This window comes from Kineococcus halophytocola, from assembly GCF_041276425.1.
GTDB classification, from domain to species: Bacteria; Actinomycetota; Actinomycetes; order Actinomycetales; family Kineococcaceae; genus Kineococcus; species Kineococcus halophytocola.
Window position 1 is genome coordinate 1 of the sequence record NZ_JBGFTU010000029.1, and the last position, 15,730, is coordinate 15,730.

At 74.1% G+C, this 15,730-nt stretch carries 15 protein-coding genes and 1 rRNA gene; 10 read left to right on the forward strand and 6 right to left on the reverse strand.

The annotated features are described in order from the left end of the window. Positions 1–117 (forward strand): 5S ribosomal RNA (rrf, locus tag AB2L27_RS18715). Positions 118–228: 111 nt separating this feature from the next. On the opposite strand, the gene AB2L27_RS18720 is transcribed toward rrf, so the two are convergent. Then, the gene (locus AB2L27_RS18720; RefSeq protein ID WP_370443006.1) at positions 229–1,281 is read right to left on the reverse strand and encodes an LLM class flavin-dependent oxidoreductase; all 1,053 of its coding nucleotides are present in this window, start codon (positions 1,279–1,281) and stop codon (positions 229–231) included. Between the two features lie 167 nt (positions 1,282–1,448). Here AB2L27_RS18720 and AB2L27_RS18725 point away from each other — a divergent pair, with 167 nt between their 5' ends. Further along, positions 1,449–1,730, forward strand: coding sequence for a WXG100 family type VII secretion target (locus tag AB2L27_RS18725; RefSeq protein ID WP_370443007.1), 282 nt, complete (start codon positions 1,449–1,451; stop codon positions 1,728–1,730). A gap of 76 nt (positions 1,731–1,806) precedes the next feature. Further along, positions 1,807–2,832, forward strand: a complete 1,026-nt coding sequence (locus tag AB2L27_RS18730; RefSeq protein ID WP_370443008.1) for an ADP-ribosylglycohydrolase family protein — start codon at positions 1,807–1,809, stop codon at positions 2,830–2,832. 40 nt (positions 2,833–2,872) lie between these two features. Here AB2L27_RS18730 and AB2L27_RS18735 read toward each other — a convergent pair whose 3' ends face one another. From AB2L27_RS18735 to AB2L27_RS18745, 3 genes are read right to left on the reverse strand one after another with little or no spacing between them, the layout of a single operon-like run. Next, positions 2,873–3,898: an NAD(P)-dependent alcohol dehydrogenase gene (locus tag AB2L27_RS18735; RefSeq protein ID WP_370443030.1), complete on the reverse strand. Its 1,026-nt coding sequence runs from the start codon at positions 3,896–3,898 to the stop codon at positions 2,873–2,875. Between the two features lie 5 nt (positions 3,899–3,903). Beyond that, a complete protein-coding gene (locus tag AB2L27_RS18740) occupies positions 3,904–4,737 on the reverse strand; it encodes an iron-sulfur cluster assembly protein (RefSeq protein WP_370443009.1) in 834 nt (277 codons plus the stop codon). Next, positions 4,737–5,762: an amidohydrolase family protein gene (locus tag AB2L27_RS18745; protein WP_370443031.1), complete on the reverse strand. Its 1,026-nt coding sequence runs from the start codon at positions 5,760–5,762 to the stop codon at positions 4,737–4,739. Before AB2L27_RS18745 ends, AB2L27_RS18740 begins: the two co-directional genes overlap by 1 nt. A gap of 162 nt (positions 5,763–5,924) precedes the next feature. Between AB2L27_RS18745 and AB2L27_RS18750 the strand changes: the two genes are divergently transcribed. From AB2L27_RS18750 to AB2L27_RS18780, 7 genes are all read left to right on the forward strand, one after another. Then, a complete protein-coding gene (locus tag AB2L27_RS18750; protein ID WP_370443010.1) occupies positions 5,925–7,397 on the forward strand; it encodes an AAA-type ATPase lid domain-containing protein in 1,473 nt (490 codons plus the stop codon). A gap of 59 nt (positions 7,398–7,456) precedes the next feature. Further along, positions 7,457–8,377 (forward strand): DUF808 domain-containing protein, encoded by a 921-nt coding sequence (locus AB2L27_RS18755; protein ID WP_370443011.1) that lies wholly within the window; start codon positions 7,457–7,459, stop codon positions 8,375–8,377. Positions 8,378–8,405: 28 nt separating this feature from the next. Then, entirely contained in the window at positions 8,406–9,563 is a 1,158-nt protein-coding gene (locus tag AB2L27_RS18760; RefSeq protein ID WP_370443012.1) for a helix-turn-helix domain-containing protein, read from the forward strand. 103 nt (positions 9,564–9,666) lie between these two features. Then, on the forward strand, positions 9,667–10,986 hold the full coding sequence (locus AB2L27_RS18765) for an MFS transporter (RefSeq protein WP_370443013.1): 1,320 nt from the start codon (positions 9,667–9,669) through the stop codon (positions 10,984–10,986). Positions 10,987–11,000: 14 nt separating this feature from the next. Further along, positions 11,001–12,173 carry an N-methyl-L-tryptophan oxidase gene (gene solA, locus AB2L27_RS18770; protein WP_370443014.1) on the forward strand — a complete coding sequence of 391 codons (1,173 nt, stop codon included), beginning with the start codon at positions 11,001–11,003 and terminating at the stop codon, positions 12,171–12,173. Between the two features lie 293 nt (positions 12,174–12,466). Continuing rightward, on the forward strand, positions 12,467–13,498 hold the full coding sequence (locus tag AB2L27_RS18775; protein ID WP_370443015.1) for a GGDEF domain-containing protein: 1,032 nt from the start codon (positions 12,467–12,469) through the stop codon (positions 13,496–13,498). 110 nt (positions 13,499–13,608) lie between these two features. Then, positions 13,609–14,253, forward strand: a complete 645-nt coding sequence (locus AB2L27_RS18780) for an exonuclease domain-containing protein (protein WP_370443016.1) — start codon at positions 13,609–13,611, stop codon at positions 14,251–14,253. Here the strand turns inward: AB2L27_RS18780 and AB2L27_RS18785 are convergent. Then, entirely contained in the window at positions 14,228–15,022 is a 795-nt protein-coding gene (locus AB2L27_RS18785) for an NERD domain-containing protein (RefSeq protein ID WP_370443017.1), read from the reverse strand. The genes AB2L27_RS18780 and AB2L27_RS18785 overlap by 26 nt on opposite strands. Positions 15,023–15,102: 80 nt before the next feature. Continuing rightward, positions 15,103–15,723 carry an IS1096 element passenger TnpR family protein gene (locus tag AB2L27_RS18790; RefSeq protein ID WP_370443018.1) on the reverse strand — a complete coding sequence of 207 codons (621 nt, stop codon included), beginning with the start codon at positions 15,721–15,723 and terminating at the stop codon, positions 15,103–15,105. Positions 15,724–15,730: the final 7 nt, after the last annotated feature.

Below are 15,730 nucleotides of genomic sequence, written 5' to 3' on the forward strand. Positions count from 1 at the left end.
TCCGGTGGTCATAGCGGTGGGGAAACGCCCGGTCTCATTCCGAACCCGGAAGCTAAGCCCACCTGCGCCGATGGTACTGCTCGGGAGACTGGGTGGGAGAGTAGGTCACCGCCGGCCACTCACTCTTTGCAGTGAGCATGGTTGAGGGGAGTGGCACCGCCTGTGGGCGGGGCTGCTCCCCTCTTCTGCGTTCCCGGGGGTTCTGCGCCCCCGAGCCCGCCCGCCGGCTCAAAGGACCGGCGTCCACCCCAGGTGGGGGGCCACGTGCTGGGCGACCGCGGTGAGCACGCGCTGGTGCACCTGCAGAGATCCTTCGGCCGGCAGCACGACGATGAGGCCGTCCGTCTCCGTCAGGGCCTCATCGGCCTGCAACGTCTCGACGATGCTGTCGGGGTCGCCGCTGAGGGCCGCGCTGTACCGGACGGGAGCCCCGGACCCGTTCCTGGGGCGACCGTCCTGCGTCATGCCCGAGGCGTAGCCCTGCAGGAACGCGTGGTGGTCCTCGGCGTCCTGGGGCGACAGGAACGGCAGCACGATGCGACCGGCGGAGGTCCGGGCCCGGCGCCGTCCCGCGTGGCCGGCCTCGGCGAAGGCCTTGCGGTAGCTGCGGATCTGGCGTGCCTGGACGACGTCGAAGGGTTCGCCCGTCTCCTCGGTGTTGAGGGTCGACACCTGCAGGTCCAGGCCCTGCTGTCCCGTGCGCACGGCCGTCGCCTCACTGCCCGCCCCGTACCAGAGCCGGTCCGAGAGGCCCGGAGCGTGGGGGGTGACGGTGAGGTCGCCGCCGGCGGGGACGCCCATGTACTGCGCAGCGGCCTGCGCCACCGGTTCGCCGGCGATCGCCCGGCGCAGGACGTCGATGCGGTGCTGCGCCTCCCCGGCGAAACCGCGGGGTGAGGTGCCGTGGACGGCGTCGAGCGCCGCCGCGAGCGGGGCGATGCCGTTGCTGAGACCCAGCTCCAGGCGTCCGCCGGAGAACAGGTCCACCGTCGCGGCGTCCTCGGCCAGGCGCAGCGGGTCCTCGTAGCGCATGGGGATGACACCGGTCCCGAGCGCGATGCGCCGCGTCACCTGCGAGGCGGCGGCGAAGAACGTCATCGGCGAGGACAGGTACGGCTCGTGGTGACGGACGCGGACCCAGGCGGAGTCGTACCCGAGGTCCTCGGCGTGCCGGACGAGGGCCAGGCCGTCCCGCAGCGCCGGACCGGCACCGCCCGACCCCTCGTCCGCGACGAAGGTGAGGAAGCCCAGTTCGAGCCGCTGTCCGTCTGACCTGTCCATGCCGTCCACCAACTGATAGTAGCTTCAAGTAGTTGCGGTCGACGGTACTCCCCTCGGTTACCGGCTCGCAACGCCTCGTCCCGGGCCGGCTGGGGTGTGGAGGACGAGGACGACTTCGTCCGCACGAGCCCTACCGTCGAGCCGTCGAGGTCGGCGGAGGGGGAGTCGTGCGCTACGGAGTCGTGACGGAGGAACTGACGGCGGTCGCCACCGCCGTGCGGGCGGACGCGGCCCGGGTGGCGGCCAGGGCCCCGGGTCTGCGGACGGCCGCGGACGGGGTCGACGGGTGGGCCGTGGGGAGGGCGCGCGCCGCGGTGAGAGCCCTCTTCGACACGCTGGCCCAGGCCGCGGCAGAGGCGGGTTCGGGGCTGGACCGGGTCGGGGACCAGGTGACCGCCGCCGCCGGTGGCTACGACGGGGCCGAAAGGTACCTGATCCGTCCCCGCTGACCCGTCGCCGACGCCATCCGGGTGGTTTCTCATCGGCCGGCTCGACCCCCACCGTTGCGGGGCCGACGACTCCAGGGTGAGCACCGGTGTCCCCAGCCCCGCGCGCAGTCCGCTGCGCACTCCTCGCGTCCGGGGCCTCCTGCACGGACTGGCCGTCGGGGAGGCCCTCGCCGCCGGGCCGGCCCCGACGGGAGTCCTCCCGCACGGGGTCGCCACCCAGTTGGCGTGCTTCACCGCGGCCGCCGGCATCCGGACGTCCCTGCGGACGAGCCGGGGGAGAGCGGCCGATCCGCGCTCGGACCTGCTCGACGCCTACCGCCGGTGGGCGCAGGTCCGCCAAGGAGCACGGATGCCCGGTCCCCGGACCGCCTGGCTGGACGAGGTCCCCCTGCTGGACCGGGCCGCGGGGGACCCGCGGGACACCGTCCGCGCCCTCGTCGCCGGCGGTGCCGGCACGCGCACGGACCCGGTCACGGCGGCCGACGGCTGGCACGCCCTGGTCCGCGCGCTGCCGTTGTCCGCCCACGTCGAGCGCGACGCCCCGCGGGCGGTCACCGCCGCGGTCGACTCCGTCGCCCTCACCCACGGGCCTCGCGCCTTCGCCCCGTCGGCGCTGGCCGTCCTCCTCGCCGCCGCTGCGTTCCGCACCGGTGATCCCGTCGAGGCGGTCGCCTCCGGGTTGCGCGAGGCGGTCCTGCTCGGCGTGGACTTCGCGGCCGTCGCCGTCGTCGACGACGCCGTGCGCGCCGCGCGCGAAACCCCCGCCTCGACCGTCGTCCTGCGCGGTGGCGCCGCCGGTGGCGGTGCTGCGGCCGCCCTGTGGGGAGCCACCTACTGCGTCCTGAGCCACCCCGGGCACGTGGACGCGGCTCTCGGTCTGGCCGGGTCGGCGGGGCACCCCGACGGGGTCGGTGCCGTGACGGGCGCGCTCCTGGGAGCCGCGCACGGAGCGGACGCGCTGCCGCAGTCCGTCCTGACCCGCATCGACCTGGCCTACGTGATCGATCGGCTGGCTCGGGACCTCGCGGTCGTCGACGGCCTGGTCGCGGACGGCGCGACCGGCGCCGACACCGGCTGGCGCGAACGCTACGGGCTCGGCTGACCCACCGGCGGACGGCCCCGGAGGGCCGTCCACCGAGGGGTCAGGGCACGAGGATGGCGCGTCCGCGAACCCGCCCCGCGTCGAGGTCGTCGACCGCCGTCTGGAAGTCGTCCAGCGCGTACTTCACGGTGTGCAGCCTCACCAGCCCGCGGGCGGCCAGGGCCATGAGTTCCGTGAGGTCGTTGTAGGAGCCGACGAGGTTCCCGATGATGTTGATCTCGGTGGAGATGATGTCGATCGTCGGGACGTCGATGTTCTCGCCGTACCCGACGACGTGGTAGTCGCCGGCCTCGCGCAGCATCTTCAGCCCCTGCGCCGTCGAACCACCCTCACCGACGAAGTCGACGACGACCTCCGCACCGTGCCCGCCGGTGAGCTCGAGCACCTGCTCGACGTGCGAACCGTCGGCGACGACGCCGTGGTGGGCGCCGATGCTCTCGGCGAGCTCCACCGCGTCGGGGTTGCGATCGACGACGACGATCTCGGCCGCCGTCATGGCCGCCAGCACCTGGATGCCGATGTGCCCGAGACCGCCGGCCCCGATGACGACGACGCGGTCGACGGGCCGCAGGCGCCGGGCCGCCTTGGCCGCCGCGTGGTACGCGGTGAGGCCGGCGTCGGCGAGCGCGGCCACGTCGGACGGCTCCAGCGCGTCGTCGATCTTCACGACGCTGCGCGCCGACGTCTTGAGGAACTCGGCGTACCCGCCGTCACTGTCGATGCCGGGGAACACCTTGTTCGCGCAGTGCACGTCGTCCCCCGAGCGGCACGCCCGGCACAACCCGCACGTGATGTTGGGGTGCAGGATCACCTTGTCGCCCTCGGCGACGTTGGTCACCGCCGACCCGACGGCCGCGACCCAGCCGGCGTTCTCGTGCCCGATCGTGTACGGCAGCGCCACGCCGGACTTCTCGGCCCACTGGCCCTCGAGGATGTGCAGGTCGGTGCGGCACACCCCGGCGCCGCCGATCCTCACGACGACGTCGAGCGGGCCCGTGACCTCGGGGACGGCGACGTCGTGCATCTCGAGCTTCTGGTGGTAGCCGGTGACCCGGACGGATCGCATGGTGCTCACGCGGTCTCCCTGGAACTGGTGGTGGCGCCGGTGACGACGGCGAGGGGCAGGAGCGGGTGGTTCCCCCGCAGGTCGCCCGGTTCGGACCCTTCGGGCCGGAACGCCTGGTCGGCCTCCGACCCGGGGTAGCGGGTGGCGAGCAGGCCGCGGCAGAAGTGCGCGTTCCCGTCGATGGAGATGCGCGTCGAGCGGGCCCGTCGCAACCGCAGCGGGACCTCCTCGCGCGGGTAGGGGGTGCCGTGGTCGTCGACGAGGACGGGAGCGGACGGGTCGGTGCTCAGGCCCAGCGCCTCGCGCCGTCGCAGCAGCGCGTCCCTCGTCCGCTCGTCGTGCAGGTCGGCGAGCACGACGTCACCGAGGTCCTCCTCCCGCAGGTCCGCGTCGGCGCGCAGCGACGTCGTCAGCGCGCGTTCCATCGCCGCCGTGTGCGCCTTGCGCCGGAACGTCAGGCGCAGGTCGTCGAGGTCCCGCTCGGCCTCGTGGCCGAAGGTCCCGCGGTACCCGGCGTCGGCGGCCAGGCCGGCGTTGATGAGGTCGGAGTCGTGGTGGTCGTCGAGTTCGACGAGGACCGTCCGCGTCCACGGCAGGTCGCTCAGCACGTCCTTGGCGTCCGAGGCCATGAGGTAGGCGAAGTTCGGGGAGCAGAACGAGGTCGGCAGCCGCAGGTGGACGACGACCACGTCCCCGTCGACCGCGAGGGAACGGACGAACCCCAGGTCGGTGATCGGTTCGTCGAGCTCGGGGTCCAGGACCACCGACAACGCCTGCAGGCACTCCTCGCGCAGATCGGTCCGCGCTCCGGGCAGGACGGCGGGCAGGAGAGCGGGCATCACGCCACCGCCACGGCCTGCGGCTCGGCGTGCTGCGGCGGGTTCGCGACCTGCAGCTCCTCCGGCACGGGGATGTCGTAGACCGCGGCGGCGTTCAGGCCGAGAATCTTCTTCTTCTGGTCCGTCGTCAGCGGGGCGTACTCGCTCATGTCCTCGGGGATCTGGAAGTCCACGAACGTCTCGACGAGCCACTTCGGCGTCCACAGGGCGTAGTCGCTGGAGAAGAAGATCCGGTTCTCGTCCAGCCAGTAGAGGAGTTCACCGATGATCTGCGCGAAGTAGCGCGGCCGGGTGTGGATGAACGGCAGCGCGACGGCGAGCCCGGCGTACACGTTCGGCTCCTGCGTCGCGATCCAGCAGAAGTCCTCAAGACGCGGCAGCCCGCAGTGCTCCACGATGAAGTTGAGGTCGGTGAAGTCGGTCGCGACGTGGTCCACGTCGGCGACGTCGAACGCGTCGCGGTCCAGGGGGCGGATGGTGGGGCCCTTGTGGACGTGGATGTTCTTGATCCCGACCTCGCGGCACACCTCGAGGTACTTGTACGTCCAGGGGTCGCTGAGCTTGTAGCCGCGGGAGTCCCCGTGCCAGTCCGCGGTGTAGAGCTTGACGCCCTGCAGGTGCATCTCCTCGGCGTCTCGGCGCAGCCGGTCCAGGCCGCGTTCGCCGTCGCGGGGGTCGAAGTAGTGGTTGTACGTGAGCTTGTCCGGGTTCGCCGACGCGAGCGCGAACGCCTCCTGCGTCTGGCCGAACCCGTTGACGTAGAACTCCCCCAGCCGGGCCGGCTGGAAGATCGCGTGGTCGACGTAGCCGTCGGTGAACAGGTCCTTCATGAGGCGTTCGCCGCCCTGGTACAGGTACTCCTCGTACGGCCACAGCTCCGAGGCCGGGCTGAGGTTGCGGTGGTAGTCGTAGAAGCAGTCGATGAACTGCTTGCCGTGGACGTTGCGCTGGTTCTCCGGCCGCGCGTCCCACAGGGCGACGTGCGCGTCGAGGATGAAGTACTTCTCGCCGTCCTTGGTGTACATGCTGCTGCTCTCCATCTCCGGTGACGGGGCGGTGCGTTGGCACGACGGTAGGAGGGCGGCCGGCTCCGCGGGGGTCGTGCGTGTCTCACTTTGAGACGCGCGGGGCTGTCCGGGCCCGGCCGCCGGACGTACCGTGGTCGCACCCGAGGGAGGGGAGAGGCCGTGGGCGGGGCAGCTGCGCAGCGACGACCCGGACCGCACCCGCAGCGCGCCGGGGCCGCGGTGGGGGACCGGGTGGTCGCGTCCTGGCGGCGCAGCAGCGAGTACGGCGTCCCCACCGAGGCCGTCGAGCCCGTGTTCTCCGGCACGTGGGAGCAGGAGTCGCTGTTCTTCGAGTGCGGCCGGGAGGTGCTCACCGACCTGCACCGCACCCTCGCCGACGAACCCCTCAGCCTCATGCTCACCGACGCCGCGGGACTCGTCCTGAACCGCCTGTCAGGGGACACGTCCCTGCTGCGCAGCCTCGACGCCGTCCACCTCGCCCCGGGGTTCGCGTTCTCCGAGCGCGAGGCCGGCACGAGCGGCCTCGGCCTGGCCCTGGCCGACCGGCTCCCGGCCGTCGTGCGGGCCCGGGAGCACTACGCGACGAGCCTGGCCGGGTACACCTGCGCGGCCGTGCCCGTCCTGGACCCCGTGACCGGCCGCCTGGAGGGCAGCGTCAACATCACGACGTGGGCCGAGCAGCCCGGCCGGTTGCTGCTGGCCCTGGCGCAGTCCGCGGCGGGGGCCACGTCGGCGCTCATGCTCGCCCGCTCGCGGGGCCGCTCGCCCCGGCCCGCGCCCCGCGGTGAGGTGTTCCACGTCCAGGCGGGCACTCTGGAACCGGGCAGCGGCACCGTGCACACCCTGTCCACCGGGTGGCGGGAGGCGCTGCAGCGCGCCGAGACCGCCGTCCGCGCCGGCCGCGTCGTCATCGCGGTGGGGGAGCGCGGGACCGGCCGGTCCACGCTGCTGGCCCAGGCCGTGCGGGCCGTCCGCCCCCGCGACCGCATCCTCGCCGCGAGCCCACCGGCCCCGCAGGACCTGGACGCGTGGCTGGCGCTGTGGGCGCCCGAGCTCGGCAAGGCCGACACCTCCGTCGTCGTCGGCGAGGTCGACGCGCTGCCCGCGCGGGCCGCGGCGGAGCTGCACGCGCTCGTCGTCGCCGCCCGCACCGCCCGGCCCGGGTTCCCCGTCGTCCTCACGGCCGAGGACCTCGCCGAGGTCCCCGCCCCGCTGGCCGGGCTCGTCGACGCCGTCGTCCCCGTGCCGCCGCTGCGCGAGCGCCCCGGCGACGTGCTGCCGCTGGCCCACCACGTCGTGCGGCGGACCCGGGGCCGCGACCTGGACATCACCCCGGCGGCCGCCCGGGCGCTGGAGACGTACCCGTGGCCGGGGAACGTCGACCAGTTGCACCGGGTCGTGCGGCGCGCCGCGCTGCAGGCGGACACGATCGACACCCGGCACCTGCCGCCGGAGCTGTTCAGCCGCTCCGGTCACCGCCTCTCGCGCATCGAGGCGGTCGAGCGCGACGAGATCGTCCGCGTCCTCACCACGCCGGGCATGACGGTGAAGCAGGCGGCCACCGAGCTCGGGATGAGCCGGGCGACGGTGTACCGCAAGGTGGCGCAGTACGACCTGCGCATCCCGCGGTAGGTCCCGCCACCGCGTGACACGCTGGGAGGACACCCGACGCACCCTGGGAGGAACACGCCGTGGCCGGTGGACTGGTTGCCCTGCTCGACGACGTCGCGCTCATCGCGCGGGCGGCGGCCGCCTCGGTGGACGACATCGGGGCGGCGGCGGCCCGGGCCAGCGCCAAGGCCGCCGGGGTGGTCGTCGACGACGCGGCCGTCACCCCGCAGTACGTCCGCGGGCTGACCGCCGAGCGCGAACTGCCGATCATCCGCCGCATCGCCGTCGGGTCGTTGCGGAACAAGCTGCTGATCATCCTGCCGGTGATCCTGCTGCTCAGTCAGTTCGCGGACTTCCTCCTCACCCCGATCCTCATGCTCGGCGGGGCCTACCTCGCCTTCGAGGGCGCGGAGAAGGTGTGGGCCAAGGTGTCCGGGCACGGCCACGGCCACGAGGACGGCCCGAAGGACGAGCAGACGATCGTCCCCGGCGCCATCCGCACCGACCTCATCCTGTCCGCGGAGATCATGGTCATCTCCCTCAACGAGGTCACCGACCAGCCGTTCTGGTCCCGCCTCGTCATCCTCGTCGTCGTCGGTGTCGCGATCACCCTGCTCGTCTACGGCGCCGTCGGGCTCATCGTGAAGATGGACGACGTCGGGCTGGCGCTCGCGCAGCGCCCCTCGGCCGGTCTGGCGCGGTTCGGGCGCGGTCTCGTGGCCGCCATGCCGAAGCTGCTGACGGTCCTGACCGTCGTCGGCACCGCCGCGATGCTCTGGGTCGGCGGCCACATCCTGCTCGTCGGCACCGACGAGCTCGGGTTCCACGGGCTCCACGACGCCGTGCACCACCTCGAGGAGGCCGTCCACGGCGTCGCCGGCGTCGGCGGGGTGCTGGGCTGGTTCGTCGGCACGCTGGGCAGCGCGCTCGTCGGGCTCGTCGTGGGCGCGGTGGTGGTCGCCGTCGTGACCGTCGTCCGTCACCGCCGGGCGGTGCGCTGAGCCGCGCGTCCGCGGCACGATGTCCGGTGTGAGGAGAGCGCTGCTCGACGACGTCCACCGCATCGTCGACCACCTGGCCGAGACGCTCGGGCGCTCCGTCATGCTCGACGACCCGGACCTCGCCCTCCTCGCCGGCAGCCGGCACTTCGGTGACGAGGACCCCTACCGGGTCAGCGTGGTCCTGGCCCGCGGGGCGGGTCCCGAGGCCGTGGAGTGGTTCCGCCGCTTCGACCTCGCCACCGCCGACGGGCCCGTCCGCGTCCCGGGCCACGAGGCCCTCGGCCTGCGGCCGCGGTTGTGCTACCCGGTGCGCTGCAACGGCGTCCACCTCGGGGCGCTGTGGCTCATGGACGACGGCCGGCCCCTCGACGAGGACCTGGTGCGTGACGCCTGCCTGCGGCTCGGCCGCATCCTCGCCGAACGCGGGCACACCGGCGTGCTCGACGAACCGCTCGTCGACGCCCTCCTCGTCCAGCTCGTGCGCGGGGTCGACCCCGACCACGTCCTGGACCTGCTGCGGGCCGAACGCTTCGTCGACGCCGGCCGCCGCTACGAGGTGACGGTGGCCCACCCCGCGCTCACCGACGGACGGACCCGCCTGACCGACCTCGCCCACCGGGCCGCCCGCGCCGAGCGGGTCGTGGACCACCGCGTCATCGCCGTCGAGGAGTTCCCCGTGCTGGTCGGCGCCGTCCGGCGGTCCACCCCGCCGGCGGACCCGCCGGAAGGTCCGGTCGCGCTCGGGACCAGCGACGTCGGCGAGGTCGAGGACCTGCGGGAGCTGTTCGTGCAGGCGGCGCTCGCCGCCTTCGCCGCCCACCACCTGCGGGCCGGCGGGTCGACCCGCTGGAGCGACCTCGGCCCGCTCGCCGCCTTCCTGCGGGCGGCAGCCGTCCCCGTGCGGACCCCGGCGTTGGCCCGCTTCGAGGAGCTGCTCGACGCCGACCGCGCGGGGACGGCGGGCGCGACCGTCGCCGCCTACCTGCGTCACGCGGGGGACACGACGGCCACGGCCACCGAGCTCGTGGTGCACCGCACGACGCTGCGGTACCGCCTCGAGCAGGTCGAGTCCCGCACCGGTCTCGACCTCGCCGACGGCCGCGACCGGGCCGCCGTGCAGCTCGCGTTGCTCGCGCGTGACGTGCGGGTGTCCGGGGTGGCCCCGTTCCTCCGGGGTGAGCACTGACGACCGGGAACGTCCTCGCGCGCGCGGATGAACGCAGCCCCCGCCCTGCCGAGACTGGTGCGCACCGCCCGACCGCCGGGCGGACCGACCCCGCGAGGTGCCCGTGACAGCGCAGCCAGAACCCGCGTCGACGACGACCCGCACCGCCCGGCCCACCCTCGACGACGCCCCCTTCGACCGGATCCACCTGCTCGCCACGGTCTGCGTCCTCGGCGGTGCCGCGCTCGACGGGTACGTCCTGGGCGTCATCGGTCACGCCGTCGGACCCGCCTCCACGCAGCTCGGCCTGAGCGCGCTGGGGTCGGGCCTGCTGGCCGCCAGCGCGCTCATCGGCGTCTTCGTCGGCGGGTTGTTCTTCGGCGGCGTCGCCGACCGGTTCGGCCGCCGCCGCGTGTTCCTCTGGAACCTGCTGGCCTTCGTCGTGCTGTCGCTGGCCCAGCTCGTCGTGGACAGCGCCTGGCAACTCGTGGCCGTGCGGATCCTGCTCGGCCTCGCCATCGGCGTCGAGTACGCCGTGGGTGCCGCGTTGCTGGCCGAGTTCGTCCCACGCCGCCCCCGCGGAGCGCTCCTGGGGTCCATCCAGGCGATGTGGATCGTCGGGTTCGTCGCCGCGTTCCTCATCGGCTCAGCCGTTGAGCCGGACGCGTGGCGGTGGTTGCTCGCGAGCAGCGCGGTCCCCGCGTTCGTCGTCCTCGTGGCGCGCACCGGGCTCCCTGAATCCCCCCGCTGGCTGCACGCCCGGGGCCGCACGGCCGAGGCCGAGCGGATCGTCCGTGACCGCATCGGCGACTACGCCATCCCCGCCGTCGCTCCCGCCGAGACGACCCGCGTCGGTCTCGCGGAGCTGTTCACCGCCGCCCGCTGGCGGCAGTCGCTCTACGCCGGCCTGTTCTGGTTCTGCCAGGTCGCCCCGTTCTTCGCCATCTTCACCTTCGTCGGACCGATTCTCGCCCTGCTCGACGTGCAGGAGGGCTTCACCGGTGACCTCCTGATGAACCTGCTCCAGCTCGTCGGCGCCGGGCTCGGTGTCTGGGCGCTGCACCTGCTGTCCCGCAGGGCGTTCGTCGTCTCCAGCTTCGCCGTCATGGTCGTCGGGTTGCTGGTCATCGGCCTGTTCCCCGACGCGCCCGGTGTCCTCGTCGTCGCCGCGTTCGGCCTCTTCACCCTCGTCATCTCGGGCGCCTCGAACATCCAGTTCGTCTACCCCAGCGAGATGTTCGAGACGCGGCTGCGCACCACCGGCGTCGGCTTCGCGGCCGCCTTCAGCCGGATCGGCGCGGCGCTCGCGACCTACCTGCTGCCCGTCTCGCTCGACACCCTCGGTGCCCACGGCACGTTGCTGCTGGCCGCCGTCTTCCCGCTCGTCGGGCTCGTCGCCTCGCTCGCCTGGGCGCCCGAGACCCGCCGCTCCGCCCTGGCATGACCCGGAGGACTGCTGTGAACACTCCCACGACCACCCCTGCTGCCTTCCAGACCGACGTCGTCGTCGTGGGCCTCGGCGCCTTCGGGTCCGCCGCCCTGTGGCGCCTGGCCGCCCGCGGCGTCCGCGTGACGGGCGTCGAGCGCTTCGGCGTCGGCCACGCGCTCGGTTCCTCGCACGGTGCGACCCGGTTGTTCCGCGTCGCCTGCTACGAGCACCCCGCCCTGGCCCCGCTCGCCCTGCGCTCCCTGGCGCTGTGGACGGAACTGGGGGAGCGGACCGGGGAGGTTCTCGTGCGCCAGACCGGCTGCCTCAACACCGGGTCGCCCACCAGCGCGCCCGTGGCCGGCACCCTCGCCGCGGCCGAGGTCGCCGGTGTCCCCGTCAAGACGCTCAACGCCGAGGAGGTCCGGCAGACCTACCCCGGTTACGCGTGGCTCGACGACGACGACCTCGGTGTCCTGGACCCGTGGGCGGGCATCTGCTACCCCGAGCGCAACGTCCGTGCGCACGTCGCGGAGGCCCGCCGGCTCGGTGCGGAGGTGTTCGAGCACACGACGGTCACCGCCGTGGAGACCACCGACGACGGCGTGCTCGTCCGCACGCCGACGGCGACGATCGCCGCCCGGCAGGTCGTCGTGGCCACCGGGGCCTGGCTCGGGACGCTCGTCCCGGACCTGCCGCTCGACCCGCGACGCATGCCGATGTTCTTCTTCCGCGCCCACCCCGGGCACGAGCAGGACTACGCGCTCGACGCCTTCCCCGCCTTCACCCGCGCGCTGCCGGACGGCACCGAGGTCTGGGGCCACGGGTCGGCGGAGGATTACGGGATCAAGCTGGGGCTGCTCCCGGACGGCGAGAACTTCGCACCCACGCAGGCCGAGACGCTCGACCGCTTCGTCCACGCGAGCGACAGCGCCGAGCTGAGCGCGGCCGTGGCCCGCGCCTTCCCCGGGGTGGACCCGACCCCGGAGAAGGCGACACCGTGCATGGTGAACAACACCCCGGACGAGCAGTTCGTCATCGGCCGACCGCACGGCACCGAGCGGGTCGTCGTCGCCGGCGGGGACTCCGCGCACGGGTTCAAGCACGCGGCCGGGGTGGGCGAGCTCGTCGCCCAGCTCGTCGTCGGTGAGGACCCCTTCCTCGACACCGGGTTCGTCGACCCCCGGCGGTTCGCCACCGCGTGATCCTCGCCTCGATCGACGTCGATCCGCAGCGGAACCGCTCCGCCGCGGGACGCCCGGCGCGCTGAGCCGCGCCCGGGGCTCACTCGTTCGCCCCATCGAGCCTGTGGGGACCGGTACCGATGGTCCTGAGGACGGCGGGCCGGGGCCCACGACGGATCGGGCCTTGGAGGCGGTGTGTCAGGCGGTGCGCGTAGGGCTGCGTCCCGGGGTTCGTCCGGCGCCGCCGGCCGGACCGCGCCGGGCCGGTCGTGAGGGGCGCGCCCCGCACGGGTGCGGCTGTCGTCGGTGCCGCGGTGGGCGCTGCGGCGCTGGCGGGGGCGATCTGGTGGGCGCTGCCCGACGAGGCCGTGCTGGCGCCGTGGTGGACGCAGGTGCTCGGCTGGCCCGCGGCCCTCCTGGTGCGGGTCGACCCGGTGCAGCGGTGGATCGGCGGCGGCCGCCTGGACAACCGCGTGTGGTTGCGGATCACGATCGCCGTCGTGATGTTCGCCGCGACCCTCGCGCCGACGGGGGTGGCCTTCCTCTTCCCCGTCTTCGCCGCCCTGGCCGCCAGCGTCCACCTGCAGTGGAGCGGGTCGCGGGCCTGGCGCCCCTGCGTGGCGATGACGCTGGTGGTGACCGCGACGCTGCAGGTCCTGGTGCAGACCGGCTGGCTGCCCACCCCCCTGCCCCGGTCGCTGGACCTGGTGGCCACCGTGGTCACGGTGGTGCTGTCCCTGGCCCTCATCGGCAACGTCGCCCTGCTCGCCGCCCAGCGGGAGGCCGAGAGCGCCGCCCTCGAGCTCGAGCGGCGCACCCGGCACGACGCGCTCCTGCGCGCAGCCACCCACGATTCGCTGACGGGGCGGCTGAACCGCGCCGGGCTGCACGAGCACTTCACCGGGCTCCCGGCCGACGCGGCGGCGGTGGTCTTCGTGGACCTGGACCACTTCAAACCCGTCAACGACCGGTACGGTCACGCCGCCGGTGACCTGCTGCTGCGGTCGGTCGCGGACCGGCTGGCCGCGCTGGTGCGCCCCGGGGACGGTCTGGGCCGGCTGGGGGGTGACGAGTTCGTCGTGCTGCTGGCCACGGGGGACGCCGCGGTCGTGGCGGAGGTGGCCGCCCGTGCCGCCGCCGCGCTGCGGACCCCGTTCGACCTCGAGGGGGTCGTGGTCCGCATCTCCGCCAGCGTCGGCACCGCGCTGAGCGCCGAGCCGGTCCCCTTCGAGGACCTGCTGCGCCGCGCGGACGAGGCGATGTACACCGAGAAGGTCCACCACCGTCACCGGGTCGCGCCACCGGCGGGTCGAGACCGCGCGGGGGCCGACGCCGGGGTCGACTGAGCGCGTCGCCCGGTCCGCCAGGCGTTCGACGGCCTCGAACACGCGCGGGTGCGGGTGCCGTGTCGGACCCGTCTGCGATGGTCTCCCCGTTCCACAGCGAGGAGAGACCCATGACGACGCTCGACCCCCTCCCACCGCTCTCGCGGGCGGTCACCCGGAGGTACCGGCACCGGTACGCCGTGCTGGACGTCGAGACGACGGGGCTGCGGCCCGAGGCGGGCGACCGGATCGTGCAGGTCGCGGTCTGCCTGGTGGACCCGCGGGGTGTCGTCGAACGGTCCTGGTCCACCCTCGTCGACCCCCGGCGCGACCCCGGCCCCGTCCACGTCCACGGCATCACGCGCGAACGCCTCGTCGGTGCCCCGGTGTTCTCCGAGATCGCGCCCGTCGTGGCCGGGCTCCTCACCGGTCGCGTGTTCGTCGCCCACAACGCGGGGTTCGACTGGAAGTTCCTCAGCGCGGAGATGTCCGCCGCGGGGATTCCCCTGCCGAGCCGTCAGCGGTTGTGCACGTGGAAGCTGGCGCAGCGGCTCGACCTGCCGGTGGCGAACCTCAAGCTGTCGACGCTGGCGGCCCACTGGGGCGTCGAGCAGCTGCGCGCGCACGACGCCGTCGACGACACCCGCGTGCTCGTGGAGGTGCTGCGGGCCGAGCTCACCCTCGCCCAGCGGGCCGAGGTCGACCTGCCCCTGGTGCGGACCGCGCCGCGCGGGTTCCTGACCCGCCTCCTCAGCCGATCGCGCCGGGCGGGGTGACGGGGCCGGTCAGGAGGTGCGCGAGCAGCATCGAGCCGACGACCAGCACCACGAGCGCCAGCACCAGCGCCGCCAGGTCCTCCCGCACCGTCCGCACCGTCCGGGCCGGGCGGTGCGCCGGGACCTCCGCGGTCGACGTCGTGGTGCGCTCCGGGCTGTGCCCGGCGTCCAACCGCTCCCGCAGGAACTCCGTCAGCTCCTCGACCTCGGCCGGGGCCAGCGTGCCGCCGAGGGAGCGCAGGTGCCCCACGAGGTGCGCGCGGCCCACGACCGGCACACCCGAGCGGGTGCGGGTGGGCCGGAACGGCTGGTCCACCAGGCACAGGACGCCACGGGCGGCCGACCGGTGCCGGGGCGGCAGGAGCGCCGCGACGGCCGCCGTCGTCCGGGCCACGCCGTCCAGGTCCTTCTCGCGCCGGTAGCCGTTCTGGTGCAGGTGACCGTCGTCCAGGGTGACGTTCCCCGCCCACTTCTTCGCGTCCACCACGACGACCCCGCCGGGGCCGACCGCCACGTGGTCGAGGTTCGCGAACCGCCGTCCCGGCCAGTGCACGTCGTGCAGCACCCGCCACCCGTGATCTTCCAGCTCCGTCAGCGTCTGCGCGACCAGGCGCTCGCCCTCCGCGCCGGCCGACCACGCGTGCTGGACGCGTTCGGCCGCCGCGAGCCGCTCGCGCAGTTCGGCGGCGGTCAGTTCGCGGCGCAGCCGGTCCACGCGCGCGGTCGCGCGTCGCGCCTGCTCCTGCGCCCCACCGCCCGCGATGCCCACCCCCGGTGTGTCGGCGCCCGGTCCGGGGGAGGCTGAGGAAGATCACCCGGGTGGCCCCCGGGCGGGTGAGGGGGCAGGCGTCACCGCGTCGTCAGAGCGGTCCGGGCGAACGCGACCAGGGCCGGGTCCGGCGGCGGCGGGTCCTCGCGCGCCTCCGGTGACCGGCCGGCGGCGACGGCCACCAGGGCCAGGAGTTGCGGCAGCCGTTCGTGCTCCTCCCGCCCCACCGGCAGGGAGGCGGCGAGGTGGGCGGGCAGCCGGGCCTGGTCGCCCCGCAACTGCATGCCCAGCTTCGTCAGCAGCAGCCGGCCGCGGTACCTGCGGACGAGGCCGAACGTGCGCAGGAGTTCCCGGAACTCCAGGACGGGGAGCGTCTGCACCTCCCGGGTGCCCGCCCCGATCCACTCCGCGTCGAGGTCCAACGCCGCGAACGCCGCGCGGACGTCCACGGGTTCGAGGTACTCCGCGCTCGTCAGCGCCAGTCCCTCGTCCCCGATCCGGTCCAGCACCCACAGGACGTCGTGCAGGTGGGAGTTCGTCCAGCCCATCGCCGGCTGCAGCGCGTCGTGGGCGTCGTCGAGCGTCAGGTCCGACGCGACGTCCAGCCGCCGCCACACCGGTGGTTCCACGTCGTCGAGGGACACGCGTAGTGCCGCGGGATCCAGCGGGCTGGGCTCGGGGGCGTCCGGGTGACGGGGCACGGCGGCA

What these genes read in the sequence shown, in the direction of transcription:
- AB2L27_RS18720 (WP_370443006.1), bottom strand. Translation starts at nt 1,281, where the DNA reads ATGGACAGGTCAGACGGACAGCGGCTCGAACTGGGCTTCCTCACCTTC.
- AB2L27_RS18735 (WP_370443030.1), bottom strand. Translation starts at nt 3,898, where the DNA reads ATGCGATCCGTCCGGGTCACCGGCTACCACCAGAAGCTCGAGATGCAC.
- AB2L27_RS18740 (WP_370443009.1), bottom strand. Translation starts at nt 4,737, where the DNA reads ATGCCCGCTCTCCTGCCCGCCGTCCTGCCCGGAGCGCGGACCGATCTG.
- AB2L27_RS18745 (WP_370443031.1), bottom strand. Translation starts at nt 5,762, where the DNA reads ATGTACACCAAGGACGGCGAGAAGTACTTCATCCTCGACGCGCACGTC.
- AB2L27_RS18780 (WP_370443016.1), top strand. Translation starts at nt 13,609, where the DNA reads ATGACGACGCTCGACCCCCTCCCACCGCTCTCGCGGGCGGTCACCCGG.